28 protein-coding genes are annotated in these 25,364 nt (G+C 61.8%); 22 read left to right on the top strand and 6 right to left on the bottom strand.

Going from position 1 to position 25,364, the window contains the following annotated elements; all coding sequences use genetic code 11:
• From AX724_RS24215 to AX724_RS18065, 9 genes are all read left to right on the top strand, one after another.
• Positions 1–1,272, top strand: a 1,272-nt coding sequence (locus AX724_RS24215) for a TraG/VirB4 family ATPase (protein ID WP_443018771.1), incomplete at its 5' end; no start/stop codon positions are given.
• 5 nt (positions 1,273–1,277) lie between these two features.
• Positions 1,278–1,604: a hypothetical protein gene (locus tag AX724_RS18100; RefSeq protein WP_066769199.1), complete on the top strand. Its 327-nt coding sequence runs from the start codon at positions 1,278–1,280 to the stop codon at positions 1,602–1,604.
• Positions 1,601–1,834 carry a hypothetical protein gene (locus AX724_RS18095; RefSeq protein WP_066769183.1) on the top strand — a complete coding sequence of 78 codons (234 nt, stop codon included), beginning with the start codon at positions 1,601–1,603 and terminating at the stop codon, positions 1,832–1,834. Before AX724_RS18100 ends, AX724_RS18095 begins: the two co-directional genes overlap by 4 nt.
• Positions 1,824–2,516, top strand: coding sequence for a conjugal transfer protein TraW (locus AX724_RS18090; protein WP_066769181.1), 693 nt, complete (start codon positions 1,824–1,826; stop codon positions 2,514–2,516). The genes AX724_RS18095 and AX724_RS18090 overlap by 11 nt, the downstream gene beginning before the upstream one ends.
• Positions 2,513–3,529, top strand: a complete 1,017-nt coding sequence (locus AX724_RS18085; RefSeq protein WP_066769180.1) for a TraU family protein — start codon at positions 2,513–2,515, stop codon at positions 3,527–3,529. Before AX724_RS18090 ends, AX724_RS18085 begins: the two co-directional genes overlap by 4 nt.
• A gap of 251 nt (positions 3,530–3,780) precedes the next feature.
• Positions 3,781–5,637, top strand: a complete 1,857-nt coding sequence (locus AX724_RS18080) for a hypothetical protein (RefSeq protein WP_066769196.1) — start codon at positions 3,781–3,783, stop codon at positions 5,635–5,637.
• The gene (traN, locus tag AX724_RS18075; protein WP_066769179.1) at positions 5,634–6,758 is read left to right on the top strand and encodes a conjugal transfer protein TraN; all 1,125 of its coding nucleotides are present in this window, start codon (positions 5,634–5,636) and stop codon (positions 6,756–6,758) included. Before AX724_RS18080 ends, traN begins: the two co-directional genes overlap by 4 nt.
• A gap of 19 nt (positions 6,759–6,777) precedes the next feature.
• A complete protein-coding gene (locus AX724_RS18070) occupies positions 6,778–7,611 on the top strand; it encodes a type-F conjugative transfer system pilin assembly protein TrbC (protein ID WP_231736754.1) in 834 nt (277 codons plus the stop codon).
• The gene (locus tag AX724_RS18065) at positions 7,583–8,188 is read left to right on the top strand and encodes a S26 family signal peptidase (protein WP_066769172.1); all 606 of its coding nucleotides are present in this window, start codon (positions 7,583–7,585) and stop codon (positions 8,186–8,188) included. The genes AX724_RS18070 and AX724_RS18065 overlap by 29 nt, the downstream gene beginning before the upstream one ends.
• 23 nt (positions 8,189–8,211) lie before the next feature.
• Here AX724_RS18065 and AX724_RS18060 read toward each other — a convergent pair whose 3' ends face one another.
• Positions 8,212–8,727 (bottom strand): GNAT family N-acetyltransferase, encoded by a 516-nt coding sequence (locus AX724_RS18060; RefSeq protein WP_066769169.1) that lies wholly within the window; start codon positions 8,725–8,727, stop codon positions 8,212–8,214.
• A 21-nt stretch (positions 8,728–8,748) separates the two neighbouring features.
• On the bottom strand, positions 8,749–9,048 hold the full coding sequence (locus AX724_RS18055; RefSeq protein WP_066769168.1) for a type II toxin-antitoxin system TacA family antitoxin: 300 nt from the start codon (positions 9,046–9,048) through the stop codon (positions 8,749–8,751).
• A gap of 105 nt (positions 9,049–9,153) precedes the next feature.
• On the opposite strand from AX724_RS18055, the gene AX724_RS18050 reads away from it, so the two are divergent.
• Genes AX724_RS18050 through AX724_RS18035 form a run of 4 tightly spaced genes read left to right on the top strand, consistent with a single transcriptional unit; the run spans position 9,154 to position 15,838 of the window.
• A complete protein-coding gene (locus tag AX724_RS18050; protein ID WP_066769165.1) occupies positions 9,154–10,008 on the top strand; it encodes a conjugal transfer protein TraF in 855 nt (284 codons plus the stop codon).
• Positions 10,008–10,583 carry a hypothetical protein gene (locus tag AX724_RS18045; RefSeq protein ID WP_066769163.1) on the top strand — a complete coding sequence of 192 codons (576 nt, stop codon included), beginning with the start codon at positions 10,008–10,010 and terminating at the stop codon, positions 10,581–10,583. The genes AX724_RS18050 and AX724_RS18045 overlap by 1 nt, the downstream gene beginning before the upstream one ends.
• A gap of 53 nt (positions 10,584–10,636) precedes the next feature.
• Positions 10,637–12,058, top strand: coding sequence for a conjugal transfer protein TraH (locus AX724_RS18040; protein ID WP_066769161.1), 1,422 nt, complete (start codon positions 10,637–10,639; stop codon positions 12,056–12,058).
• Positions 12,059–12,070: 12 nt separating this feature from the next.
• On the top strand, positions 12,071–15,838 hold the full coding sequence (locus tag AX724_RS18035) for a conjugal transfer protein TraG N-terminal domain-containing protein (RefSeq protein ID WP_066769160.1): 3,768 nt from the start codon (positions 12,071–12,073) through the stop codon (positions 15,836–15,838).
• Here AX724_RS18035 and AX724_RS18030 read toward each other — a convergent pair.
• Positions 15,835–16,446 (bottom strand): hypothetical protein, encoded by a 612-nt coding sequence (locus AX724_RS18030; RefSeq protein WP_231736753.1) that lies wholly within the window; start codon positions 16,444–16,446, stop codon positions 15,835–15,837. The two genes, AX724_RS18035 and AX724_RS18030, sit on opposite strands and share 4 nt — an antisense overlap.
• On the opposite strand from AX724_RS18030, the gene AX724_RS24210 reads away from it, so the two are divergent.
• From AX724_RS24210 to AX724_RS18005, 5 genes are all read left to right on the top strand, one after another.
• Positions 16,445–16,714, top strand: a complete 270-nt coding sequence (locus AX724_RS24210) for a hypothetical protein (protein ID WP_066769159.1) — start codon at positions 16,445–16,447, stop codon at positions 16,712–16,714. The two genes, AX724_RS18030 and AX724_RS24210, sit on opposite strands and share 2 nt — an antisense overlap.
• Positions 16,704–17,159: a type II toxin-antitoxin system VapC family toxin gene (locus AX724_RS18020; RefSeq protein ID WP_066769158.1), complete on the top strand. Its 456-nt coding sequence runs from the start codon at positions 16,704–16,706 to the stop codon at positions 17,157–17,159. Before AX724_RS24210 ends, AX724_RS18020 begins: the two co-directional genes overlap by 11 nt.
• Positions 17,160–17,492, top strand: a complete 333-nt coding sequence (locus tag AX724_RS18015; RefSeq protein ID WP_066769155.1) for a plasmid stabilization protein — start codon at positions 17,160–17,162, stop codon at positions 17,490–17,492.
• Positions 17,493–17,506: 14 nt separating this feature from the next.
• Complete coding sequence (locus AX724_RS18010) at positions 17,507–18,430, top strand: HEPN domain-containing protein (protein WP_066769152.1); 924 nt, start codon at positions 17,507–17,509, stop codon at positions 18,428–18,430.
• A 118-nt stretch (positions 18,431–18,548) separates the two neighbouring features.
• Entirely contained in the window at positions 18,549–18,914 is a 366-nt protein-coding gene (locus AX724_RS18005) for a hypothetical protein (protein WP_066769192.1), read from the top strand.
• A gap of 36 nt (positions 18,915–18,950) precedes the next feature.
• Here the strand turns inward: AX724_RS18005 and AX724_RS18000 are convergent, their stop codons facing one another.
• Both AX724_RS18000 and AX724_RS17995 read right to left on the bottom strand, forming a co-directional pair.
• Positions 18,951–19,244 (bottom strand): helix-turn-helix transcriptional regulator, encoded by a 294-nt coding sequence (locus AX724_RS18000; protein WP_231736752.1) that lies wholly within the window; start codon positions 19,242–19,244, stop codon positions 18,951–18,953.
• Between the two features lie 411 nt (positions 19,245–19,655).
• The gene (locus tag AX724_RS17995; protein WP_066769143.1) at positions 19,656–20,213 is read right to left on the bottom strand and encodes an RNA polymerase sigma factor; all 558 of its coding nucleotides are present in this window, start codon (positions 20,211–20,213) and stop codon (positions 19,656–19,658) included.
• Between the two features lie 648 nt (positions 20,214–20,861).
• Here AX724_RS17995 and AX724_RS23110 point away from each other — a divergent pair.
• The 3 genes from AX724_RS23110 to AX724_RS17980 all read left to right on the top strand — a co-directional run bounded on the left by AX724_RS23110 (position 20,862) and on the right by AX724_RS17980 (position 23,625).
• Complete coding sequence (locus tag AX724_RS23110; RefSeq protein WP_082733597.1) at positions 20,862–21,527, top strand: OmpW/AlkL family protein; 666 nt, start codon at positions 20,862–20,864, stop codon at positions 21,525–21,527.
• A gap of 655 nt (positions 21,528–22,182) precedes the next feature.
• Positions 22,183–22,974 (top strand): aspartyl/asparaginyl beta-hydroxylase domain-containing protein, encoded by a 792-nt coding sequence (locus AX724_RS17985; RefSeq protein ID WP_231736751.1) that lies wholly within the window; start codon positions 22,183–22,185, stop codon positions 22,972–22,974.
• 129 nt (positions 22,975–23,103) lie between these two features.
• Complete coding sequence (locus AX724_RS17980; protein ID WP_231736750.1) at positions 23,104–23,625, top strand: flavin reductase family protein; 522 nt, start codon at positions 23,104–23,106, stop codon at positions 23,623–23,625.
• A gap of 45 nt (positions 23,626–23,670) precedes the next feature.
• Here the strand turns inward: AX724_RS17980 and AX724_RS17975 are convergent, their stop codons facing one another.
• Entirely contained in the window at positions 23,671–24,639 is a 969-nt protein-coding gene (locus AX724_RS17975) for a LysR family transcriptional regulator (protein ID WP_066769135.1), read from the bottom strand.
• Between the two features lie 397 nt (positions 24,640–25,036).
• Here AX724_RS17975 and AX724_RS24770 point away from each other — a divergent pair, with 397 nt between their 5' ends.
• On the top strand, positions 25,037–25,168 hold the full coding sequence (locus tag AX724_RS24770; protein ID WP_269454171.1) for a hypothetical protein: 132 nt from the start codon (positions 25,037–25,039) through the stop codon (positions 25,166–25,168).
• The last annotated feature ends 196 nt before the right edge of the window (positions 25,169–25,364 follow it).

The raw sequence follows: 25,364 nt of genomic DNA, 5'->3' as shown, positions 1-25,364 counted from the left end.
GCGCTGCTCTACACGGGCCGTAAGGGTCAGCTCATCACCCTCGATCTCTTCGACCCACGTATCAACAACTACAATTTCATCGTGTCGGCCGAGAGCGGCGCGGGCAAGAGCTTCCTCCTCAACAATCTCTGCCAGCAATATTATGCCTCCGGCGCGCTGATCCGCATCATCGATATTGGTGGCAGCTACCGGAAGCTCTGTACGCTCTGCTCAGGCCGTTACATCGACATCGGCGAAGAGCATCTGGTGCTCAATCCCTTCGACATGGGGCTGGCGCTCGACGGCGACGACAAGCAGTCGGCCATCACCATGGCCGTGGCGATCGTGGCCGAGATGGCCAATGCGTCCACCCGCAAGGGCGTCACGACCTCCGAATGGAACCTCCTGAAATCTGCCGTGCAGTGGACGATCGATACCGGGCGCGCCGATCACGGGATTGATGCGGTACGGGATTGGCTGGGCACCTATCCCGAGCTGGTCGGGACCGCGCTAGACAGCGTCGACCATCTCGTTCCCGTCGCGCGAGAACTCGCGTTCAACCTGAGGGACTTCGGGTCCGGCGGCGCCTATGGTCATTATTTCAACGGTCCCTCGACGCTCGACATCCGTCACGACGAATTCGTGGTGCTCGAACTTGAGCGCCTGAAGTCCATGCCGGACCTGTTCAACGTCATCGTCATGGTGGTGGTGAACGCGGTTACACAGGAGCTCTATCTCTCCGCGCGCGATCGCCCTCGTTTCGTGCTGTGCGACGAGGCCGCGCAGTTCATGACCCGCACTGACGGACAGGATCTCAGCCGCCTCGCCGAGGCGTTCGGTCAGGGCTATCGCCGCGCGCGCAAATATCGCGGCTCGTTCGGCATCGTTCTCCAGTCGATGAACGATCTGACGCTGTTCGGCGGCACCGGCCAGGTGATCCTGGAGAATGCCGCGACCCGGTTTCTCTTGCAGGGGTCAACCTATGATAGGGCGGTCGACAACAAGATCCTCGATTATTCGGGCTTCGTCCTCGACCTTCTGAAATCCGTCCGGAATTCCAAGCCCAATTATAGCGAGGTGTTCATCGACTCCCCGCTGGGTCTCGGCATTGCCCGGCTGGTGGTCGATCCGTTCAGCTACTGGATCAACACCTCCGCTCCCGACGAAGTAGCCGCTTTCGAGGCACTGATGCGTCAGGGTCTTTCGCCACTTGAAGCCATTTGCCGTCTCGCCGGCGTCGAGCCCTCGCAGATCCTCGGCGCGCCTGTTGCGCCCGGCCTGTTGGGAGCGTGATCGCCATGGCACGCTTTACACCGCATCCCGACCAGTTGCCGCTCAACTGGTCCGACAATGAAGCCATCGAATCGATCGTCGAGCGACGGCTTGCCGAGCGGTTCGAAGCGGAATCCTTCCAGTGGCGCTTCCGGCTCGTGATGATCGAGACGGTGATGATGGGCCTGCTCGTGCTTGTCGCGGGGCTCCTGCTCAAGCAGCCGACCATGATGGTTCTGCGCGCTTCTCTACTGATAGCGGCATCGTGTCTCGCCACCGGTCTCATGCTGCTCAGCCTCTCGGCGGGCACTGCGAAGCTGATGAGCCGTCTGCGCCGATGGAGAGGCAAATGAACGGCCTCACCTCCTCCTCGCCTTCGCCATCGGTGATCCGGCTCACTGTCAGCGGTTTTCTGCTCATGCTGGTCCAGAGCGCACTCCTGCTGTTGTCACCGGAGCTCGACCGGGCCTCCGGCATGCTGATCTGGATCCTGACGCCTCTGGCATTCTCGGCCTTCGTCGCCGCGCTCATCGGCATCCCCGAACCGCCCGAACAGCATTGGAGGCACCGTCATGGCCGATAGTCTGCTCGGCCGTGTTCGGCGCGGCCCGATCCTGCTGGTGTTCGCAACGGGCAATCTGCTGGCCGTCGCGGCTGCGTGCGCCGCTGCGGGACCGATCAGCGGTTCCGCCCCGTCGCGCAGCACGATCGGGCGGACATGGCCGATCGCGGAACCTGACGCGCTCGCCGAGATCGAGGCCAAGGTGGCGACACTCCCCAGTGACATGAGCAAGGCGTTCGGCCCGCGTGACAAGTGGAGCGCGCTCAAGGCCGCGCCGCTCGGGATTGCCGGCGCCGACCGGGTTCGCAGTGTCGTGCCTTTCTACACGCTCGATTTCGATATCACCTTGCCCGACGGCAAGACGCTCTATCCCAAGGGCTTCACCTTCAATCCGCTGACCTATGTGAAGCTACCCCAGCGCCTCGTCGTCGTGCATCCGCGCGACCTCGGCTGGGCGCTCCGCAACGCCCGCGCCAGCGATTTCATCCTGCTGTCTGCGCTGGGCACGCAGAACGGCGACGCGATCGACCTCAGCGAGAAGACCGGGCGGCCGATCTACATCCTGGAGGAGCGGGTCAAGCAACGGCTCGGGCTGACGGTGGCGCCGGTCATCGTCGAGCAGTCCGGCACACGCCTCGTCCTCACCGAATATGGGCCCAAGAGCCGCGGGTCCGCAGCCCTGGCGAGAGGTGCTGTGCGATGATCGGCCGCCTTCCTGTCTTCATCGTCGGTCTGGTCATCGGGCTTGCCATGACCCTTGCCTGGCCGAGCCAGGCCCATGCCTCCAAATGCGAGGCTGGCACCGTCTTCAACCCCATCACCAAGGTGCGCTGGACCTGCATCTTTCCCATCACCGTCGGCGGCATCCGCGTCGGCAGCTTCGACAAGCTCGACAAGGCGCTCGACGCACAGTCGGCCTCCAAACCCTTGTGCGCCTGTCGCAAGGGCATCCAGTTCTGGTTCGGGGTCAAGGTTTCCTACTGGTCGCCGAACCGGATGGTGGATGTCGTGACCGAACCCGGCTGCATGATGGCCTTGGGCGCCGATCTGCTGCCGACGGGCGGGAAGCTGCAGGGCAGCCAATCATCGATCTCGGACGGGACGAACACCCGCAAGATGTTCGCGCAGATGCACTATTACATCTCGCCGGTCTGGGCGATGCTCGACATGTTCACGGACCTGCCCTGTCTCGAGAATGACGGCTTCGATGTCGCCATGATCACCGAGGTGCTGCCCACCTGGCAGTCGGGGACGCTGGGCGCGATCATCCAGCCCGAGGGCATCCTGTTCGGAAATCCCGCCGCGGGGCTCGCCTGCATGGGCGACAGTGCCGCAGCGGCCGCGGGCAAGGTCATCGACCCGCTCTTCTGGTGCATGGGGAGCTGGGGCGCCACCTATCCGATCGCCGGTGACATCCATTTCGACGACAGCGTCGAAGCCTGGGCGGGCCTGGCCGCGCGCGGCGTGTTCATGATGGGGCGCCTGGGCGCTCTTACCATCAGCTCAGCTGACGGCTGCTCGTTTATACCCCAGCCCGTCTGGACCAAGTCGCGCTACAAGCTCCAGATCATGGAGCCCGTGAAGGGCGGCAAATGCGTGAATATCGGCCGCCCGGGCTCGCTCTGGTCCTCGGCCAAACATGCGCCGGGCAAGGACAATGCCCAGTTCATGCTCTTCGAAAAGGTGATCTGCTGCGCCGGGATACCGGTGCCATGAGCCGGTCACTTCCCCCCGTTCCTGCACGCGACAGCCGTCCATTCCGGAGGTCTGTTCGCCAAGGCCCCTACGGCCGAGGGCTGCCGTGCGGGACAGGAGCGGCGTCGCCAAGCCCCCCTGGCGGCGTCGCTCCACCCCCGGCCAGCGCGGCCGCAATGCTCCCCCGATGGAACCGGCGCTCCCTCTCCGCCTGTTCCATCATCGCGGTCGCGCTGGCCATTTCCCTTGTTTCGCCCGCCTCCGCCCAGACGATGGAGGAGCGCGCTCGCGCTGCCGCCGAGGCGTCCCGAGCCAAGACCAGCGACAGCGATGCGCTCCAGCAGAATTATGTGACGCCAGGCCTGGCCGGACAGCAGATCTCGACTGTCGACAACAGCCGGAAGTTTGCGCCGAATATCGCCTGTCAGAAGACCGCAACGATGCTCGAGGTATTGGTTCAGCCGTCCGGAACAGGCGACCTCGGCGCTGTCACGATAGCGCGGGACACCGATCTGGACGGGACGGTCGACAGCACGTCCAATCTCCCCATGCCTGTGTCCGGCATCTGCGCCAATGGTGTCGTCTCCTGCCAACCCGGAAGCTGGAACGGATGCAGCTTCTATCGCTGGGATGTCGATGCGGCAAAAAACCTGAAACTGACCTCGGTCGACATGCCCAAGCTCGCCGGCTGCTACTGCATCAACAACAGCTGCGGCACGAATCTCGCCTGGGGCAATATGCCTTCGGTGCTGCGCGACCTTGGCGGCGGGATGATCGGCGCGCTCACGACGGCCGACCCGCGCTATGGCGTCGCCGAAGCGGTGATCGATGGCCCCGCCATCCGCTATGTCGGTGCACAATCGACGGCTTGTTCGCCCAATCCGGATCTGCCCCAGACCGCCTATCGATCCAATCCCGCCACGATCGCCTCGGATGCTTATACGGCATCGACTGGGAGCGCGGTTTTCCAGGCGCTCAAAGGCTCGGCGATCGGTTCAGGAACCTCGCTCCAATATCGCCATTGCACCGTCGAGCGGCGTGTGACGGTGCTCAAGCCCGCTGCGGAAGACATCATCAGCCGAACAGCGGGCGGCTATTCGACCATCCAGAACGGCAGCTCGTTCGATTTCCTGATGGGGTCGCCTGCGGACAACAGCCTTGCGGGCGGCAGCTGCACGTTGGTCGACTTCCGTATGACGCTACACGTCACCGATCCGGATCGCATCGTCGATGCGCGCCTTACGCAGTTCTTCGCCGACGACTGGGCACAGGTGCGGATCGACGGGCAGCTTATTGGCTCGGGCCCTTCACCCTGGACCACGCTCGGGCTTCCGCCGAGCAAATGCGAGCTGAAGAAGACCTTCTACGCCCATCCCAATCTCGACCTGAAGCCGTGGCTCACCGTCGGCGATCACGAGATCTGGCTCCGCGCCGCGGTTGCAGAAGGCGGAGAGGGCTTCGCGCAGGTCCATGTCGATGTCGACAACAGCTGCAAGACGCTCGAGCAGCTCGTCGATAGCTGCGGCACAATCGCCGCCGATCCGCAATGCAAGCTCGACAGCGAAATGGTCGACGGCGTCCAGACCTGGATCAACGGAGTTGCCACTGGTCTCAAACCCCTGCCCCAGACCCGTATCCTGGGTGGCCCCGCCTGCCCGACCGACCTGACGCGTGACTTCTTCCTGAAAGACCGCACCTATCGCTGCAACATAGACGACATTGCGAAACCCGACACGAGCCGCGGCGCCTATATCATCGATCATTCGACCGAGACGCTGCTTGCGGACCGGGCGCGGCAGAGCGACGGCAGCTTCGCGACGTCCACCCGCGCGTTTTCAGTCCCGGACAGGGGATCGGTACCGGCGTGCGAGCCCGTCTGCAAGACGCGCGCGCCCAAGGCAAACAGCGAAGCCGCGATCGATGGCGTGGTCGGCGCCAAACAGAATGCGCCGACCGGCTTCGATACGTTCTTCCATGCCTGCACCGCCAACAACCAATGCCCGGCAGGCCCCGGCGAGGAGATCGTGTCGGCCTGCGGCTGCCTCGACGATTTCCCCGAAGCGGTCGTGATGATGCAGACCGTCCGTCTCGCCGGTGCCGATCTCGTCTGCACGGGGAGCGTGCAATGATCTGCCTCGCCCACACAAGACATTGGCGCCTCGATCCGCGCGGCGCAGCGCTCGCGCTGGTGCTCGGCTTCGGAGTGCCCCTTGCCTCCCCCAGCGCGGCCTACGCGCAGCAAATCTGCGCCGCCGATCTCAACAATAACGGCGATGCGGCCGACGAAGGCGAGCAGGCAAACTGCCTCTCGACCATGAGCGGGGCGTGGCTTTGTCCGATCCAGGAGGTGGCCTGCATCGCCGATGCCGCAGGCCAATATAGCTGTCCGGTTGGGCCGCAATATGCCTGCCTGGTGAAGACTGCAGGAGGTCCACCCTCCTGCTCGCCCAATCAGTGCGCCGATCTTGCGACCAACCCCATCGTCAACGAACCGCCGATGGACGATCCCGGAACCGAGCCCGATGGAGGCATCGATGCCGACGGCAATTGCATGGGAACCATAGAGATATTCTCCGGGCGCGGCGTGCGCTGCCGCCCCGCGGGCCTCGGCACCACCTTCGCCAACTGCTGCAAGGACAAAGGCAAGATCGTGAAGGATGGGATGGGTTCGTCCATCTCCTCGATCGGCACCAAGATCGCAGTGGCCAAAGGCGTGTTCACCGGCATGAAGGCAGCCTATGTCGCCTTCAAGGCGGGTGCGACCGCGAGCCAGGCCGCGAGCGCCGGCGCCAATGCTCTGATCATCGGCCTCGACCCAACATCGCTTGCAGTCAGCCTCGCGATCAACTTCATGATGGAGTTCCTGTTCGCCGGCTGTGACCAGCAGGACATGGAAACCGCCATGTTGCGCTCGTCGGGCATGTGCCACGAGGTCGGAAGCTATTGCACCTCCAGCTTTCTTGGCATCTGCCTGCAGAAGGCGCGCGGCCATTGCTGCTTCAACACCAAGCTCGGCCGCATCATTCAGGAACAGGGCCGTCCGCAGCTGAAAAGCTTCAACGGCAATCTTTGGGGCACGGCCAAAAAGCCGATGTGCCGCGGGTTCACGCCTGAGGAGTTTCAGGCGCTCGATTTCAGCAAGATCGACCTCTCCGAATATTATGCGGACATCGAGGCCCGCGCCCAATCCAGCATCCAGATAGACATGGGGGAGCGCATCGATGCGTATCTCAAAGCCGTCAATCCATAGCGCCGTTCTGGTGCTGCTCATGGGTGCGGCGACCGCCGCCCTCGCACAAGATACCGCGAGCGAAGCCCCTCGCGGCAACGCCAGGCAGTCCGCTGGCGATCAAGGTCAGGCCAGCCTCGACCGGCTCGGAGAGGCAATCGCGCGTGGACAGAAGAATGCCGCGCACCTGCCCGCCCCCCAACTTCCGCGAACCGACAATCCCATCGATCGACGCCGCGCGTTCGACGGCCTCCGCAATCGGGAGCCGTCGGTGGACATGGAGGCCCGCGCCCGTACTGGCCAGGCTCAGGGCGAGGCGAGCCTCGCAGCCGAGCGCGAACGCCAGGCGAAGGCGCTGCGTCAGGCACTGGGACTGGAGCCGGCCGAAGAACAGGCCCTCGCCAAATCGTCTTCTGCCATAACCGCAAATGGATGGGTGCCGGTCCTGTTCGTGTCGTCGTCGATGCCACTCTCGACGCTGCGCAACTACGCTATCCAGCTCGAGAAGGTTCACGGCGTTATGGCGTTCCGCGGTGTGCCGGGTGGCCTCAGGAAAATGGGCCCGATGGCGAAACTGACGGCGCAGATCCTACGGCGCGATCCAGGCTGTGAGGGGCCCAACTGTGTGATGCGCGATGTCCAGCTCATCATCGACCCCATTGTGTTCCGCCAGCACGGCATCGCTCAGGTCCCCGCACTCGCGATGATCCCCGGTGATCCGACCCAGGCCTATTGCGAGCGTGACGACGATAGCCCGCGCGCGGCTCATGTCGTCTTTGGTGACAGCGCACTTTCCGGAATGTTCGAAGCTTATGCCCGCCTCGGCGGGAAAGAGGAGGTAAGCCATGCTCAGGCTCTTTTGGCTGGTCGCTAGATGGATCGGTGGTCTGTGGCCCCGGCTGCGGCGGTTACCGCGCAAGGCCGCAGAAGCTTTGGGCGCGCCCAGCGCCGCTCAACCGGCTCGACCTGATCGGCTCTGGTGCGCCATGCTCATTGTGTCGCCGTTGGCGCTGTTCGCCGCGCTGGTCATGCCGCAGGTCACGCTCGTCATGTCACCGTCGATCGAGGCGTTTGCCGTGCGCAAAAGCCCGGGTCCGATCGCCAGGGGTGACTATGTGATGTTCACGCTCCGTCACCCGATCGCCGGCCCGAAGCCTGTGTCCGTCACCAAGCACGCGCTCTGCCTGCCCGGCGATCGGCTCACGATGTTCGAAACGCCCTCCCCGCTCAGGGCGAACAGTTGGGACGGTCATTATTACTGCAACGGGCGATTGCTCGGCGTCAGCCTCCCTCAGGCCCATAACGGACTAAAGCTCACCCATATGAAGTGGAGTGGCGTCATCCCAGCCGGCATGGCCTATGTCGGCTCGCCTAGCCCACGCGGGTTCGACAGCCGCTATTTCGGGTTGCTGCCGCTCAGCGATCTCATCCGGATGGAGCGGATTCTGTGAGCGCGCGCGAACAGGACAGGTCGTCAGCCTTGCAGAGCTCGCACCGCCTCGATGGGCATGAGCAGGACGCGTTCTCCGAGTGGAGAGGCAATGAACCCATGCCGCTCGTAGAATCCGACCGCCGCGTCGTCGATCGCATGCACGATGACCGCGCGGACACCAGCGATCTCCGAGGCAGCGGCACATCGCCGCAGGGCATCGGCAAGCAGATCGGCGCCGAGACCGAGGCCCTGAAAGCCAACGTCCACGGCAAGCCGGGCAATGAGGAGCAGCGGAACCTTGTCTGGCATCCCGCGCCGCAACCTGGCGGTAGGGAGCGCGGCCCGCTCCTCCATGGCGGTGGTGATGGTGTAATAGCCCGCGACATGGCCTGGCCGGTCGGCATCGCACACGACATAGGTGCGGGCCGAGGCGCCTTCGCTGGCGAGAGCCCGCTCTGCGAGCCAGTGATCGAGCGAGGCATGCCGTCCATTGTCGAACCCATCGACGCAATGGTCGGCGTTCAACCGCTCGGGCGGCGTTACACGGCGTCTGGTCATCGAAACGGGCGCAACGTCAGATCAGCGATCCCAGAGCGGTTGACGCTTCATCAGCTCTTCAAGCTTCAGCGACGGCGCGGGCGGCGCATCAAGTATTGCCAGAAACTGCTCATGGCTCTCGGCGTCGAGGAAGAAGGTTCGTTGATCGAGGATGGCGGCCTCGGCTTCCCGACGCGCGCTCGCCAGCATGAATTCGGAGAGTTTCTGGCCGCGCAGCAATGCCGCACGGCTCAGCAACGCCTTGAGTTCCGCAGCCGCGCGGATCTGGATGACGTCATCCTTGCGCGGCGAAGCGCTCCGGTCCGAACGAGCCTGTGCCATGTCTCTAAACTCCTTGGCTCCATCTGGCATTTTGCCACGACATTGTCAATACATTTGCCGGTAGGCTGGCGCTGGCCTGGATCGGCAAGCCTGGCTGCGATAGCAATGCTTTGCGTCCCGGCATCGGTCAGCGCCCAGGGCGCCGGTCAGCCCCAGGGGCAGCGCCAGGGATATTGGTGGTACGAGGCACCAAAGCAGAAGCCCGACGAGAAAATCGAGCCCGAGACGCTCGCGAAGCCCGTCATCCCACCGATGGCGGAGCTCGCGACCTGGACACCGCCGAAGATCCGCAAGCTCATCGAAGAGCAGCGCGACTATGCCGCGACCGTGCTGACGGTCGATGCGGTCGCCGATTTCTGGCGGCTCCAGGATTTCGCGCGGCGAAAGGCGCGCGCGTTCGCCGGTGTGACCCAGATCGCCATGCTGCAATATCCCGAGCTCAATTCGAAGTCGGCCAACCCGATGGTCGGCGACGCCCGCTCCGAGCTGTCGGCCGAGAAGGACGCGATCCGGCGATCCTATCTTCGCGCGCATGCGGGCGAGTTCGCTCTGGTCATGTTCTCGCGCACGACCTGCGGCTATTGCCGCGTGCAGTGGCCTATCATCCAGCGTTTCCAGGAAGAAATGGGCTGGCAGGTGACGCTCATGGATCTCGACAAGCGGCCTGATCTCAGCGCGCGGTTCGGGGTCGAGATCACGCCCACGACGATGATCATCCGGCGCGGCAGCCAGCAACGCATGGTGATCGCGTCGGGGGTCGAGGCCTATCCCAACCTCGCACAGACGGCTTACCAGGCTGTGCGCCTGCTGCGCGGCGACATACGGCCCGAGCAATTCATGACCGGCCCCGGCGAGGATGCAGGCTTCTTCGACGCGTTGGGCAACGGCCCGGTATCGGCGACCGACCCGAGAACCCTTGGCGGCGATCTCGTCGATGTCTCGGCCCGGCCGAGGCCGTGATGCGCGCCTTCATCCTTCTCGGCATCCCCGGCTTGGTCATGGGCATGGGATCGGCTGCAGCGCAGACCGTCCGCCAAGAGGACGCCATGCGCGCCGCGATCCACCCCGTCGGAGACGCGGCGACGATGCAGGCATGGCTCTCACGGGCTCCGGTGACCCGCGAGTTCCCAGATGATTTCACGGCCACGCTGCGTGGACATGGTGCCGCGTTCGTCATCGAGATGACGACGACCCCGGGTTGCCTGCCTTGTGGTGACCTCTGGACCAAGCTGAGAACATTGGGCACGCGCTACGGCTGGCAGGTGCGAACGATCAGCGCGCAGGAGGCGATGATCCGGTCCGGCCGCCTCGGCTTGCCCTGGGTCGGGCATCCGGTCGCCTGGGTGCGGCCCATGGCCGATAATGCACGCGTCGTCCCGGTGGCGATCGGGACGGACCATGCACCGAACCTCGCGCGCAACCTTTATCTGGCCGCGAAGATGCTGACGGGCGTGAGGCCCTCTGTCGGCGTCCGCGCCATGTCAAAGTTCACCGGCATCGTGGGGCTGCCGGCGACGCGTTCGGGAAGGCACTGAGAAATGGCGGGCTCAATCCTTTCCTCAACCTCCTCGATAGTCCGGAGTCCGCCATGTCCGCTTGCCGCCACGCCGTCCGCGCGCTGATCGTCTTCGCCCTCGCCAGCCTTGCCTGGACCGCGCCCGCTCATGCGCAGAGCTGGGCGGAGAGCTGGTTCGATAACGTGACCTACAGCTCGCCCGGCAGCTTCGAGGACCAGACGCGCGTCTATGTGACGGCAGGCGGCATGTCAGGCCGCGTCGACGTTCATAACGACTATCTGATGTCGGTGAGCCTGCCCAAGGTCCGCGCCGGATGCGGCGGCATCGACATGTTTCTCGGCGGCATGTCGTTCCTCGACCCCGACTATCTGGTCCAGAAACTGGAGAGCATCCTCCAGGCGGCGCCTGCCGTCGCCTTCCAGTATCTGCTCGAGACGCTTGACGAGAAGATGGGGAACATCATCTCGAAAATGGAAGCGGCGACCAACTTCCTGAACTCGATCCAGGTCAATGATTGCCGCCTCGCCAACCGCATGGTCCAGATCGCCAAGGGCGACGACAACATGGGCGGGATCATCGAGGAGATGACGGGCTATCGTTCGGTGAAGCAGGGCTTTGCCAAGAGCTACCAGCAGAGCCGCGAGAAAATCGAGGCCAACAACAACAATCCGACCGAGGATCTGAAGGACGCACTCGCCAACTGCCCCGCCGAAGTGACAGACATTTTCCGCACCGGTTCGCTTCTGGCGCATGCCGCCTCGCGCGTGGGCGCCGGAGACTGGGCCAGCGTCATGCGCGCCCGGGTGGGCGATGTCTACATGCGCTGGGACGATGGCGACCGCGTTCCCCTGTTCACGGCGATCCCCCAATGCCCGGCGCAGGACACCGAAAGCGCGCAGGATTTCCTGACCGGGCGGGTCCAGCGCCGCACGCTCAATTTCCCCCCGACCGGCGCCGATTGTGCGCAGGACGGATCTGGCCGCGGCGCGCTGGTCCTGGCTCGGGAGCGGATGCAGTCGATCGCCACCAAGATCCGCACCCGCGCCGCACTATCGGCCGAGGAACGGCAGTTCGTCGCTAATGTCCGGACGCTACCCGTTTATCGCATGCTTGAATGGGGGGTGCGCCAGGGCGTGGTGGACTCCGTGATTGCCGACACCGATGAACTGGTCGCCCTTACGCTCGCCTACCAGATGCTCAATGACCTCACGCGGACCATCGACTTCACGGTGACCAATGCCGAGCGTGGAGCGACGGTCGCGGGCTCGGCGGATGGCAACAACAAGAATGTCTGCCAGACGCGAATCCTGTCGAAGGGGATCGAGCAGCTTCGGGATCTGCGGGACGAGGTGCTGCGCCAACGTGCCCAGATGCGTCAAAGCTATATGGCGGCGCTCAATCAGGCGAACCTCTCCACCAGCTACGCAGGTCTCCTCCGCGAGCGCGACCGGGATGCCCGCGACGCCGCCGGCGCCGCTGCCCGCAATCAGTAGGATCGAACCGTCATGCGCCGACTTGCAAAGCTATTCGTCGCCCTCCCCGCCCTGCTCCTCGCTTCGCCCGCCCTGGCCGTCGATACGAGCTTCCACACCTATGACGGCTTCGTCGAGACGGTAGATGCGTTTCGCCTGGTCTCGATGATCTTCAGCGATCCGCGCTACGAGACGCTGGTGATGATCGTCGCGACGGTCGGCATTGGTCTCGGCGCGATCATCGCGAGTGTGCGCGGCACCGGTATGGGGCTCGTCGCTTTCGGGTTTCAGATCCTGATCGGCGTGGGCCTGTTCGTCGGGCTGATCGCCACCACGGGCACGGTCCACGTCTATGACCGCGTCCGCAACGCCTATCAGCCGGTCGGCGGCGTTCCGAACCTTCTCGTCCTCGTCGCTGGCGCGACCAACATGATCGAACGCGCCATGGTGGAGACGATCGACGACAACACGCTCGATCCCAATGCTAAGATCGAGTTCGGCGCGGGCGGGCACAGCTTCGACCTGTTCCTCAATGCCGTATCCCCGCGTGGTCCGATGACCGACGTGTTCCTCGACGCGACGATCAAGGACTATGTGCGGCAATGCTATCCGGTAGCGCGCGTGTCGGCCGCCTATGGCGTCGACGACGACCAGCTGTTCCGCACCTCGACCGACCTCCCCGCGTCCTTCGCAGCAATGGCCGGTCCAGCAACCTTTTCCACCGTCTACACCACGACCGACAAGGGCGGAACGACGGTCAGTTGCGCCGACGCCTGGACCCATATCTCGGATCGCCTGTCCGACCCGGTGCTGTTCGACAATTATACTAGGCAGATCTGCGCGCGGACGGGCTACGACACCAGCAATGTCCAGCAAATGGTCCGCTGCCGGCAGCAGCTCGGCGAGATGGGCCAGATGATGCTTGGGCGCCCTCTCAGCGCGCAGGCGTTCCTCACCCATATCCTGCTCGGCAACACGGTCGGCGATGTCCTATTCGAGGACTCCCCCGCCAGCGCGGCCAGGGTCATGGCCAATCGCGCGGTGATCTCGAACGGCCTTGCGACCATGTCGGTCGCGAATGAATGGATGCCGACGATCCGCGCGACCGTGTTCGGGATCATGCTGTTCATGATCCCGATCGCGCTACTGTTCATCTTGACGCCGATCAACCTCAGGGTTGCGAGCTTCGCGCTCGGCATGTTCGTGTTTGTAGCGCTGTGGGGCGTGATCGACGCGGGCATCTATCAACTGACTCTCGGCCGCGCGACTGCGACGCTCGCCGAACTGCGCGCCAACGGGCTCGGAGCCAATGCCTGGTTGCTCGCACCTTCGGCGGCCATGAAGGCGCTGGCGATCTTCGGGAGCTTCCGCACGGCCGCCGCCGGGCTTGCCGGCGCGTTCGTCTTCACCGTCTTCCGTTTCAGCGGCAACGTGTTCACCTCTTTCACCTCCGGATCGCTCGGAATCGCCAGCCAGGGCACAGCTGCGGCCGCGCCGATGGGCACGGCCGAGGGGCAGGCGTCGGCGCTGGAAGCGCAGGCCTCGGCCATGGGTACGCGGTCGCGCGCTGCGGCCGCATCGAGCTTCGGGGATTTCGGAGAACGCTCGACCTTCAACGCGAACCGGACCTTTGGCGAAGCCGGCCATATCCTCGGCGAGCGTCCCGGCACTCCGGGTGGCACTGCCTTCGCACTGGGCGGTATCGAGGGATCACGGCAGTTGGGGAGCCTTGCGCCGGCGCTCGGTGGACGCGATCTCGCAGACCCGGCGGTCGCGCGCGCGGTGCAGGCCAATGCTGCGACCACGGCGATCCATCAATTTGCTGAGAAGGATGCGTTGAGGAGCCTTGGAAACGGCTACTTCGGGCAGGGCGAGGCAGGCGAGAAGGCGTTTGCGGCATTCAGCCAGAATCTGGTCCAGTGGCGCGCCTTTGGGGACCAGCGCGCCTACGGGATGATGATGCAGGGCGCGCAGCGGCATTTCGAGCGCGCCGGCTATTCGTCTGAGGATGCCGCGCTCAAGGCATCGGGCGTGATCGGAGAGGCGCAGGCCGATCCGACCTTCGCCAAGCTGATCGCCAACACCTTCGATCAGGAGCAGTTGCTCAGGAACGACCTGACCTCCGCACAGGTCCAGGTGGGCGCGATGGAAGGCCGCCGCGACTATGCCGGCGTCAATGTCGCAGGCGTGGAGCGCGCCAATGTCGCCACCGAACAGGGCTGGCGCAGCGGCAGCAATCAGGGGCAGCGCGAGGCCGCGTCGATGCTCGGTCTTTCAATCGATGAAACCGCGCGTCGTGTAGGCTTTATCAATGCGCTGTCAGGGGAGGCGCGCAGCTCCGCCATCACCCAGCTTTCCCGCGCCACCGGCAGGAACGAGGCCCAGGTTATGGCAGCACTCGAACGATACAGCGCAGCGACCCAACTCGGCACTGCCGATGGCGCCACAGCCGAGGCAAGCCGCGAGGGGACGAGCATCTATGGCCGAACGCGCGAAGCGGCCGGCTATGACTTTGCCGAGCGTTCGGGCAAGCTGGATGCACAGCGCGAGGTTGGAACCTCCGGCACTCGCGACGCGGCGCGGATCGGCGAGCAGCGGCGTCAGTCGGAGAATTTCGGCTATGCTGAAGGTGCGGCTGCGGCCGGAACCTCGACGCGACAGGCAGCGCGGCTCGACAGCTTCATTCAGGCGCTGAGCCGCACGGCCGGGAACCAGGTCGACATGGCCGAAGGCGGTGCGGCCGGGGTCGCCGATCGGGCGCGGAACGAGCGGTTGACCTCGATCGTCGATCGGGAGCGTCTGACCCGCATGCAGGGTTTGCTGGCCGAGAACGGCATCGACCTCACCAAACGTCAGATCGCGATGGACCAGAATGGCGACCTCAGCCTGAACCTCACCCCGCAGACGGCAGCCGCCATGTGGAAGGCTGGCCTTATTAACGAAAGCCAACTCGGCGCGATCGCCAATGGCGGGCACGCGCGGCTCAGCTTTGCGCATAACGATCTTCTCGTTTCGAGCGGAACGGACTTCAGCCGCTCGGCCCGTAGCGACACCAGCACCCGTTTCGAGGCCGGCAAGCAGGCGGGGCCGGACACGATCGAGCATTTCATGGGCGGCGGCGCGGAAGGTCAGGCTATGCTTGCCAATTGGCTGCGCGGCGGGTTCGAGATGGATCGAAGGGGCGAATGGCGCCTTAAACCCCAGGTGGCCGACACGCTCCAGCGCGACGTTCAGGCGATCATGGCGCAGACCGGGTGGCAGAGGACGGTGTCACGGTTGGCGCAGGATCAGACGACAATGGGAACTGACGTCGGAATCCATGCTGGCGGGGATGTCAGTGTCTCGAAATCCGAGACGTCCACTGGTCGCGGCAACAATCCGGGTCGGGGCAGGCAGGCTTCGAGAGAGCCGATCGAAAAAACCGATCGCGCCACCGCAGGACGTTTCGGCGGCAGTGTCGGCTTTGAGAGCCGTGACACGGGCACCACGAGTGAGACCGCTCAATCGTCACTGGATATCGTTAACTATGATGTGCGGGAATCGATTGCAGCTGCAGAGCGCGCCGCCGCGCGCTCCAGTGATCCTGCAGCAACCTTCTCCCGTGAACTATCGAAACGCGTTCTCGGTAGCGATGGCATGCGCAACCGCTACCTTCAGGATGCCGACAACGGGCGCGCCACCTTTGATGTTACCGGTCCACTGACTTCGCTGGAGCAAAACTCCGTTCTCTCGAAGGGGAGCTTTTCGACTGATATCCAAGGTAGTTCCGGTGACGGCGACAGCACCTTCAAGAAGCGCTAAAGATGCTTACCCGTGCTCGGGTCGATGTACCCGGGATTGTTGGGATTCATCGGGTTACCTATCCAGAGCAATCCCGACCGCGGGTCAAATACATCGGTCCCCGCACGAAGGTTCTTCATAGCCCTATCATGATCTTCCCATATGCGCTTTCGCAGAGCGTCGGCCTCTTCCGCGTCTGACAGCGGTATCCCGTCGCCCTCACCCACGAAATTGTCCAAGCGATCCCGAACGTAGCCGATGCCCAAAACCATGAGTGCTGTCATCGGAAAGAACAGGATATTCAGATAGCCCGCGATTCCACCGCGATAGAAGGACTCCAGGAAATCGACATGGGTCGAAGTCGCCATGCCCAGCCACCAGACCGGAATGGCTGTCCACCAGACCTTCGCGTACCACGGGCGCCAAAGCCAAGCCGACAGGCTGAAGCGCGGACGGTCGCTGGAGAGCTTATTACTGGCAGATGATTCCACCACGAAATCCTTTCGGATCTTCCATATCATATGCCGTTCAAAACAACATAGCACGACTTCTTGATAGCAAATATATAAAAGTGCTAGCCATGCAGCAAGGCCTTCGTTATAAGGACGAAGGAAAGGCTCATGCATCATGTCACGCACCGAAAGCATCCAGCTCAATGTCCGCTCGGCATTCGCCCGCACTCGCGTTCAGACCCTCTCCAGGCTTACCGGGATGACGGCGAGCGAAGTGGTAGAGGATGCCTTACGGGGATATGTTCCGCCGGGCGTCCCCGCCAATACGGGGAAGCTCGTGCGACGCGGGCCGTTGCTGGTTCGCCCTTCAACAGGCAAGTCGATTAGCCTGGAGCAGGCGAACGAGGCACTCGACCTTAGCCGCGAGCGCGACCTTGGCGATTGACGCGCTCGTCGACAGCAACGTGATCATTGCAGCGCTGGCGGGGGATCATGAACATCACGATGCCTCGGCCGACCTGTTTCGCGAGGAGCGCAGCTATGTGCTCGGTGTGGCCGCCCATAGCTTTGCCGAAGCTTACAGCACGCTCACCCGGCGCGGCGCGAGCGCGCCATTCCGCTTTACTGCTGAGGAGGCGTGGGCAGCGCTGGAGAGCGTGCGGGCGGCGACCCAACTCATTGGGCTTACCCCCGCCCAGACATTCGAGACGGTCCGGAGCTATGCGGCCGATGGCGGGATCGGTGCTCGGCTTTATGATCGAATGATTGGGGAAGCTGCTATCGTCCACGCGATCCCGACGATCATCACCTGGAATGTCGGCCTTATGCGCGGGCTGTTCCCTACCGTCCAGGTAGACACCCCGCGTGCATATGCACAGAGGCACCGGTAGATGGCAGGAGTTTCACTCAAGGGCATCCACAACCTGGAACCCAAGCATCCGGATCGCTCGCGCTCCATGGCCGCGCGCGACGCGTTTGCTCAACGTTCTGGCAGTCGAATACTGTCCATCGTGGACGCCATAGTCTTCCGCCGGGGTGTGATTTCGGATGATGTGAAGTGCCGGACAAGGCCGGCCCCACAAGTCAACGATACGCTCCTCGCAGCGACTGCAATCGAACACGAACCCATTCTGGCGACGCGCAGTCTGAAGGGCAGGCGGCACAGCGGGGCGGCACTTTTCAATCCTTGGGAAAACGATCCATCGGACTTTCCACTGACCTGAGCGGCATCCACCAAATGAAGACCGAACTTGACCATCTGCCGATAAACAAGCGACGCGAACTCGACCGGGTTATCCAGATCCTGTTCGAGGAGTTTGACGATGCGCACGGCCAGCCGACCGGCCAACGCAAGCTGGGCCGAATTCTCAAGATCATTCTCTACGGTTCCTACGCGACCGGGCGATGGGTTCACGAGCCGCACACTGCGCGGGGCTATCGCTCCGATTTCGATCTGCTTATCATCGTCAACCAGAAGGAGTTGACCGACCGCCTGGAATATTGGGACAAGGCGGAAGAGCGCCTCAACATTGAGACCATGATCCTCAACCGGCTGCGCACCCCGGTCAATTTCATCATTCACACGCTTCAGGAAGTGAATGACGGGCTGGCCCATGGCCGCTATTTTTTCATGGATATCGCCCGCGACGGAATAGCGCTGTACCAATCCGACGACAGCGAATTGCACAAACCCAGGCCCAAGACGCCGCAGCAGGCCTATGACATGGCCAAGGGCTATTATGATCAGTGGTTTGAACTGGCCATCTCGTCGCGGAGAATCTTCCAGTTTTGCTACGAAACAAAGCAATATCCCGATGCTGCCTACAATCTCCAGCAGGCCTGCGAGCGGCTCTATTATTGCATCCTGCTCGTCTTCACCTTCTATACGCCGTACAGCCACAACATAAAGTTTCTCCGCCAACTCGCCGAGAGGCTGTCGCCGAAGCTTGTCGAGGCGTGGCCGAGAGATAGCCGGAAGCAGGAGGCCCGGTTCAACAAACTCAAGGACGCCTATGTGAAGGCCCGGCATTCGGACCAGTATAGAATGACGGACGACGAATTCGCCTACCTCGCCGAACGGGTCGAGGTCCTGGGGACGATCGTCAACGAGCTGTGCCAGGAAAAGCTCGCGGAGATGAAGGCCGCTCTCGGCGACGAATAGAAGCAGCTTTTTTTTCAATTGCGCGATCAATTTCCTTGTGGTCGTCTATTAGCGCGCGCCTCCGATCCAGGCCAGTGCGCAGGCGTGGCTGTCTTTGACAGCGAAGCGGGAGACGGACTTGACCAGGGATCTACCAGATGCAGCCGTCCGCCGGATCGCTCTGGCTCTTGTCGAGCAATGCGTCCGCAATACGCGGCTCGAGGACATTCATGCCGGAACAGTGCCGGAAAGTCTGACGGGGGACTATAGCGACGTGAAGGTCGTCACGCCATTCGGAGAAATACCCTGGAACGAGGTATCCAGGATCTCGGACCCGGAAATGAAAGCCCTCATGATCGAGGTGGTCAACAAGGTCTATACATTCATCAGCCACATGGAAGACCTTTTATCCCTAAAGGCCGGTAGCCGCTGGAACCGCCCGGAATTCGACGAGGCTCTGCTAAAGACCGCTCGGCGGCGAGCCGCAGAGCGGAGCGAGGTGTAATGGGATCAATCATCGAAGGGCCACGACAAGGTCCGCTTATATCGTGCGCTCATGTTCAGATAGGCGCACGACTTCTCGACGCCTTCTGGCAGGCGTCATGCCCGTGGCTCTGGCGAACGCCTTGGTGAAGTGGGCCTGATCCGAAAAGCCACATTCCAGGGCGACTTGCGCAAGAGACAGATCCGAACTTTCCAATAGTTCTTCAGCATGGTCGATGCGCTGCCGCATGAACCAGGCATAAGGCGTGAGGCCAGTCGTATTTGAGAATGCCCTGACGAAGTAGCTCAGGGAAAGATGGCAAAGAAAAGCGATCTCCTTGATCGAGACCACGATACTGAGATCTCTCGCCATTGCTGTGGTCGCGACCCTGACCTGCCATGGTGCAAGGAGCGGTACGGACAGTGCGGAACCTGTACCGCGCCTCTTATGTCGCTCAAATTTGCCGGATTCCCCCCCTCGTCGCGGCGCATCGGCACTCGCCCTCGTGATAGCACTCACGCCTTACCTGTCGCCATGGCGACCCCCTTGGGTGTGAGGCAATCTATGGCGACTGGAACCTAGACGCCTTGCCTCCTTGACCGCCACCTGACCGGAAACGACAAGCAGACGCTCGTCGTCCGGGGGAAGCGGTCCTCAATGTCCCGGAGGAAAGACACTTCCGTGACCTCAAAGGCGGCGTTTTTTTTCGCGATGCTTGCCGTCGCGGGTCGGCGCGTTACGACGGCCACCAACCTGTCACGGCTACGACAGTCCCAGCTTTTTTCGAAGATAGCGTTCTGCGCGATCCAGTTCCTTCTGCACGGTCCGTTTATGAAGACCAAACTCAGCCGCGATTTCGATCTGGGTCTTTGCATCCCGCCATCGCGCCAGGAATATATCCCGTTGTCGACGCGGCAATCGGTGGAGATGCTCGATTGCTCTCCTCATCTCGTCAGAAGCAAGCGCCATGCGCTCCGGATCGGGAGCGTCATCAGGTATCGTCACGGTAACCGCAGGATCGACGGTTACGGAACGCGCTTCCTTGCGGTACCGGTTCAGCGTCTGGTTGATCGACATCCTGTAGAGGTAAGAGCGCGGGTGGCGTACATAATCGATTTGGGGATCTGACCGCAGCTTCAGATAGATGTCATGGAGCGTCTCCGTGGCGAGCTCGTCCGATCCAAAACGACGGCTCAGCCTTGCATGGAGCAGATCGTAATCAGTAATCAGGGTCGAGACGAGCCATTCAACAGCATCTCGACCGCGCCGTGTGAATTCACTCGCAGTGGTCCAATCCGGATCCCCTCCACCCTCAGCCATAGGCCGACCTCGAATGTCTGCCCCGATTGCCCTGCCCCCGCGCACTGAGGTTTACTGATACGTGGTCGCTCAATTTGCGCGCGAATAAATGTCCGATAATAATGAACAATGCTTGCCGTCCAAACCCTGGCAGAGCTGACCTTCTGAGAAGGCACCAAGCCCTTGCGCCCGCAACTCCCCCGCGCCCCGAGCCATCGCCGCGCGGAAAAAGGCTCACACGGGTCACTGGTGGCGGGATTGCTCTTCTGCACCTCTTTATCCCAACGCATTTTCCCGAGCGGCTAATATTTGAGCCTTACAGGAAAATAACCTGACTAAAGTCACGTTACGCAAGGGAAAGGCCCGCATTCTGCCGCCCCGTTTGCGCCGCGGCGATCCAGCCTTCGTCACCGAAGGAAAGCCCTTTTGGTGACCGTGCCATCGCACACGGCATTGGACATGATGAACCACCCCCCTTTATTAAAGTCGCCTGCTGGACTGTATCTCTTCTGTTTCGCCTGCGAAAGGCTCAGGATTAGACCTTATAGGTATAATCATAATATAGAATCAGTGTTGGACCTGGCCGTCCACCCTCGACCACTCTGACCAGAGAAGTTGAGTCACCATAAAAAACGATCGCAAACTGCGACGAAGGGGAGGTCAGGAAGCATGAGAAGTTTCTGCGCACTTTTTGCGTTTACCGTCGGCTGCGCAGCAGGCTCGGCGGATGCCCAGTATTTACCGGTCAAAGACCAGAAATTTTACGTCAGAGCTGGGGCGTCCCGAATTATCTTCGACGAAAAGGCCAATGTTAAAGTTGGAGGCCAATCTCTCGAGGGTGCAGATGGCACTCTGTCAGATAACACGACCGTCGTATTTGAAATCGGCTTCCATATCACTCCGCACATTTCGCTCGCGGCGACCGCAGGCGCACCGCCCAAGACAACTCTCACCGCAGCAGGCACCCTCTCGGGCGCAGGAACACTTGGAAAAGTGCGCTATGCGCCGGGCACCTACACAGTGCGCTACCATTTCGGCAAGTCGGGCGGCATCCAGCCTTATCTCGGCGCAGGCTTCAACTGGACCATCGTGCTGAAAAATCAGGACGGCCTCCTGCAGCATATTCGAGCCGCCAATACCATCGGCCCTGCTATCGCCGGCGGCGTCGACATTCCCGTCAATCAGCGCTTCGGTATCTTCCTTGCCGCAATGAAGACATGGACCAGCACAGATGTCCGGTTCGATCTGCCGACCCCCGCGGGCCTCGCTCCAGGATCCGCCCATCTACGCATGAATCCTGCGATCGCCTATGGCGGCGTTCAAGTCCGGTTTTGAATGGTAGCGACCAAACACCGAAGCAGCATCTATGACAGTCAGCGCAATCATTCGGCCATAGCCTATGGTGCCGTCGCCGCATGCGGATCTCCGATGATGCACGGCTGAATCAGCCGGCATTGGAAGACAAGGTGAATGATGCACTGGACGGCTAAGTCCCCCCCCCCCGCACGCAATGCGGTTCACCCATCGGGGCTTGAAGCGCCTGTTTCATTGGGAAGCACCTTGCGAAGATGATCGAGTGGGATGCCATTCCCGGCAAGAACCGCTCCCATAATAAATGCTCCTTTCCGCTGCGATCAGCCCAGGACCTGCGCCCCTTCCAATCCGATCCTCAATCCGAACGGCGAGATGCTGGCTGCGCGGGGCAGGACTACTGTTCGGGGTTCGGCAAAGCCCATCCTGTCTTGCCGTCATATCGTGACGGTATAGCCACGGGATCGAAATGGTGTTTCCATCCGCAGTATAAAGGACGCATGAGCCGTCCGCGCCGGATGATTTCCAGCGCCGGTAACGAGGTTGGTTGGAGTTCCGTATCCGCCTCTCCCAAACGGATCTTGCCGATGCCACTAGCTATGCATCGTCAACCTCCTCGTGATGCAGCTCGCGCCGCATGCCCCCCTGCGGGCGAGCTGCAACTTCCTGTCGTGATGGAATGTACAAGGATAACAAGGTCAGGATGCAGTCCCCAAAGAGATCGCCGACCCTGGCCAAGCGCCCCTTCATATTACGGCAGGGGAAGAAAATCAGACCTTTTCTCAATCGCTTGATAGCACCGTGGTCATTGGTTCCCAACACCCCTGTTTTGGCATCGGAACAGTTCAATTGGACGGAGGCTCTGCGGAAGAAGTGGCCGATGATACGTGAAGAAGCGCTCACCGTGCTTCGCACCCCAAAATCGGCTCCGGCGCTCAGAGATGTCTCTCCAGACCACATGCGCATCGCCATTGACGATCGATGGAGGTCCTTCTTCCTGATCGGATATGGGCAACGGATCGAGGAAAATCTCAGGCGCTGCCCTGCCACCGCATCGCTCGTTGAAAGGATTCCGGGGCTCAACAGCGCCTTCTTCTCCATTCTGCATCCCGGCGCTCACATTCCCCGGCATACAGGTGTAACCAAAGGTCTCCTGACCTGTCATCTAGGCCTGCAAGTCCCTCGTGAAGACGGCTTGCACATGAAGGTCGGTTCACAGGACGCCACATGGCACGAGGGGGAAGTGCTGATATTCGACGACACATGGCCACATGAAGTATGGAACGATACAAACGGGACGCGAATTGTCCTTCTCTGTCAGTTTGAAAGGCCCCTCAGGCAACCGGGGCGCGCGATTGCACGGATGTTTCTGGCCGGAATTCGGCGCTCGGCATTCGTTTCGCAGGCGCAAAAGAACATCGAACAGTGGGGCGCCGCCTTTGACAACCTCGACACGGAGGTCGCCCCATAGACGCAAAGGACCGGCAACCAAGGTCACGCGATGATCGAATTCCTTTGCGAAACCACCCCAGAGACCTGATGATATGATCGCTACAATCATGGGAGGGTTGCTTCCAGCATGCACGGTTTTCCCCTGGACATGGCGTTTACCCTTATCGAACCGGGGCCTGTCATATTGGTAACGACCAATGATGGCGGCAAACCCAACGTGATGACTATAAGCTGGACGATGGCAATCGGGTTTGGCGCGAATTTCGCAATTTCTACAGGCCCCTGGAATTTCTCCTATCGCGCCCTCGAAACGTCAAGAGAATGTGTAATCGGCGTTCCCACTATCGACATGATCGATACTATCGTCGGGATTGGAACCTGCTCCGGGCGTGACACGAACAAATTTGAAAAATTCGGGCTCACAACGCTGCCGGCAAAACATGTTTACGCGCCTTTGATCGGTGAATGCCTGGCGAACATTGAATGCCGGGTCACTGAGATCATCGATCGGCAGAATATCGTGATACTGGAAGGCGTGGCGGCTTATCGCGACGAAATTCGCAAAGAGCAGCGCATGGTACATGCCATCGGCGACGGAACTTTCCTTGCCGATGGCAGAAAGTTCGATCGCCGGGCTGAAATGCGCTCCAAACTGCCCCCTGGCGTCTGAGGCGGCCGGCGCGACGCGGCCATCACGCCAACGCGCGGGTCATTATCAAGGTTGAGCCGGCCCATTATTGTTCTTATCGGGGCTGTCGGTTCTGACAATACCCGCAATGCCGGGAGGCAGAGAGTACCCCCATTCCCCATAAGCCTCCTGGAAAACTTCAAAGAGGGTGTGCAGCTCCTCCGATTGATCATCGGCGCGATGGCTGAGGATCATCGGGACGGTCGTCCGACTTTCCAGCTCGCGAAACACGGTGTCGACGCGCCCCATGCGCCGGATCGATTCCGGTACGATGCAGACGCCCTCCCCCGCCGCCGCCATGATCAGCGCAGACTGGAGTTCTCGAACCTCGATCATCTGAGGATAAAGGCCGAGATCCTGGAACATCGATATGACGACGTCAGCATAGCTCGGACGCGGCTCCTTGGGATAAATGATAACCGGCAAGTCCCCAAAGTCAGTCAGCGAGAGTGTACCCTCGCCTCGCGCCAGCGGGTGGTCCGGTGCCATCGCGACCACCAGCGGCTCTTCGCGCAGGATCTCGCGACGAACTCCAGGGTCGCTCAGGCGAAGCCGCCCGAAGCCGACATTGATACGCCCGTCCTTGAGCGCGACGATTTGTTCCGCACTGTTCATTTCGACGAGAGAGAGTTCGACATTCGGCGAACGTCTGCGAAAGCGTCGCACGAGGTCGGGAAGCCTAGCATATAGCATGGAGGATACGATCCCCATCACGAACCGCGGACGCTCCGACGCCACGAAACGCTTCATCGTAGAACGCATATGCTCGGCGCGGCGGATGACTTGCAAAGCCTGCTCGTAGAAAAGCTGGCCAGCCGGTGTAAGCGCAAGCGGACGGGCCTCTCGATCGAACAATTTGACGCCAAGCTCCGCTTCCATCTCCTGGATTCGCCGACTTAAGGGTGGTTGCGCCATATTCAGTCGCTCAGCGCCCCGAGTGAAGCTTTGCTCGGCAGCGACGGCGACAAAATAGCGCAGATGCTTCACATCATACACAGGACCTCCTCAGCCTTTGGCTTGGCATAACGTTTAACCAGAACGACGGCCCGACCTCGGGTCGAGGCCTTGTTCGGACAATCGATATCATTCCCGCAAACCTGCCGGATCGACGTCCAGGGGAAGGCCGGCATGCCACTGGGGAGCGCCACCCGGCAGCCCAGCGAGAGCTCAATATCGGCCGTCTGCACGATATCGCTGCGGTATCTGCGAGGAGCGAAACGGTCTTTCCCTTCGGGAATGCAAACGCGCATGCACGCGGGATCAGAATATAGGAACGGCCATGATCGTGGATAAATTGAGCTTCACACAAAGCACCGAAAGACGCGCGCCACCCTCGAACAGACATGGGCGGCGTCACGCGCGAGACTTGCCTATCATCACAGCGTGCCTGGCCATGCTGGTCCTCTCGATGCTGCTCGTGGCATTTGAACGACTGGTCGATGATCTGCTCATCGCAATGATATTGGGTGCGCTCGCCTGCGTCATTGCCGCCCCTCTGTTTGTCCCCACGGAGAGGCGGCCATGAAAGTCGTGACATTCTTTCTACAATATTGGGGAGCCGCCGGCAGCGAAGCGGAGTTCTGTGCAGCGCTCGCCTGGGCCCGTGCGCAAGTAATCGAGACCTGCGCCTGTTTCTTCCCCGGACGAAATTTTTGATGATGTTCGAGGTCACGTCCGTCAATGAGGTGTAATTTGGGGTGTGGTCACCGGGCTGCATGGTC

Origin of the sequence: Sphingobium sp. CCH11-B1 (assembly GCF_001556865.1) — a bacterium.
Taxonomy (GTDB): domain Bacteria; phylum Pseudomonadota; class Alphaproteobacteria; order Sphingomonadales; family Sphingomonadaceae; genus Sphingobium.
This window is presented reverse-complemented; position numbering and strand designations above follow the sequence as displayed.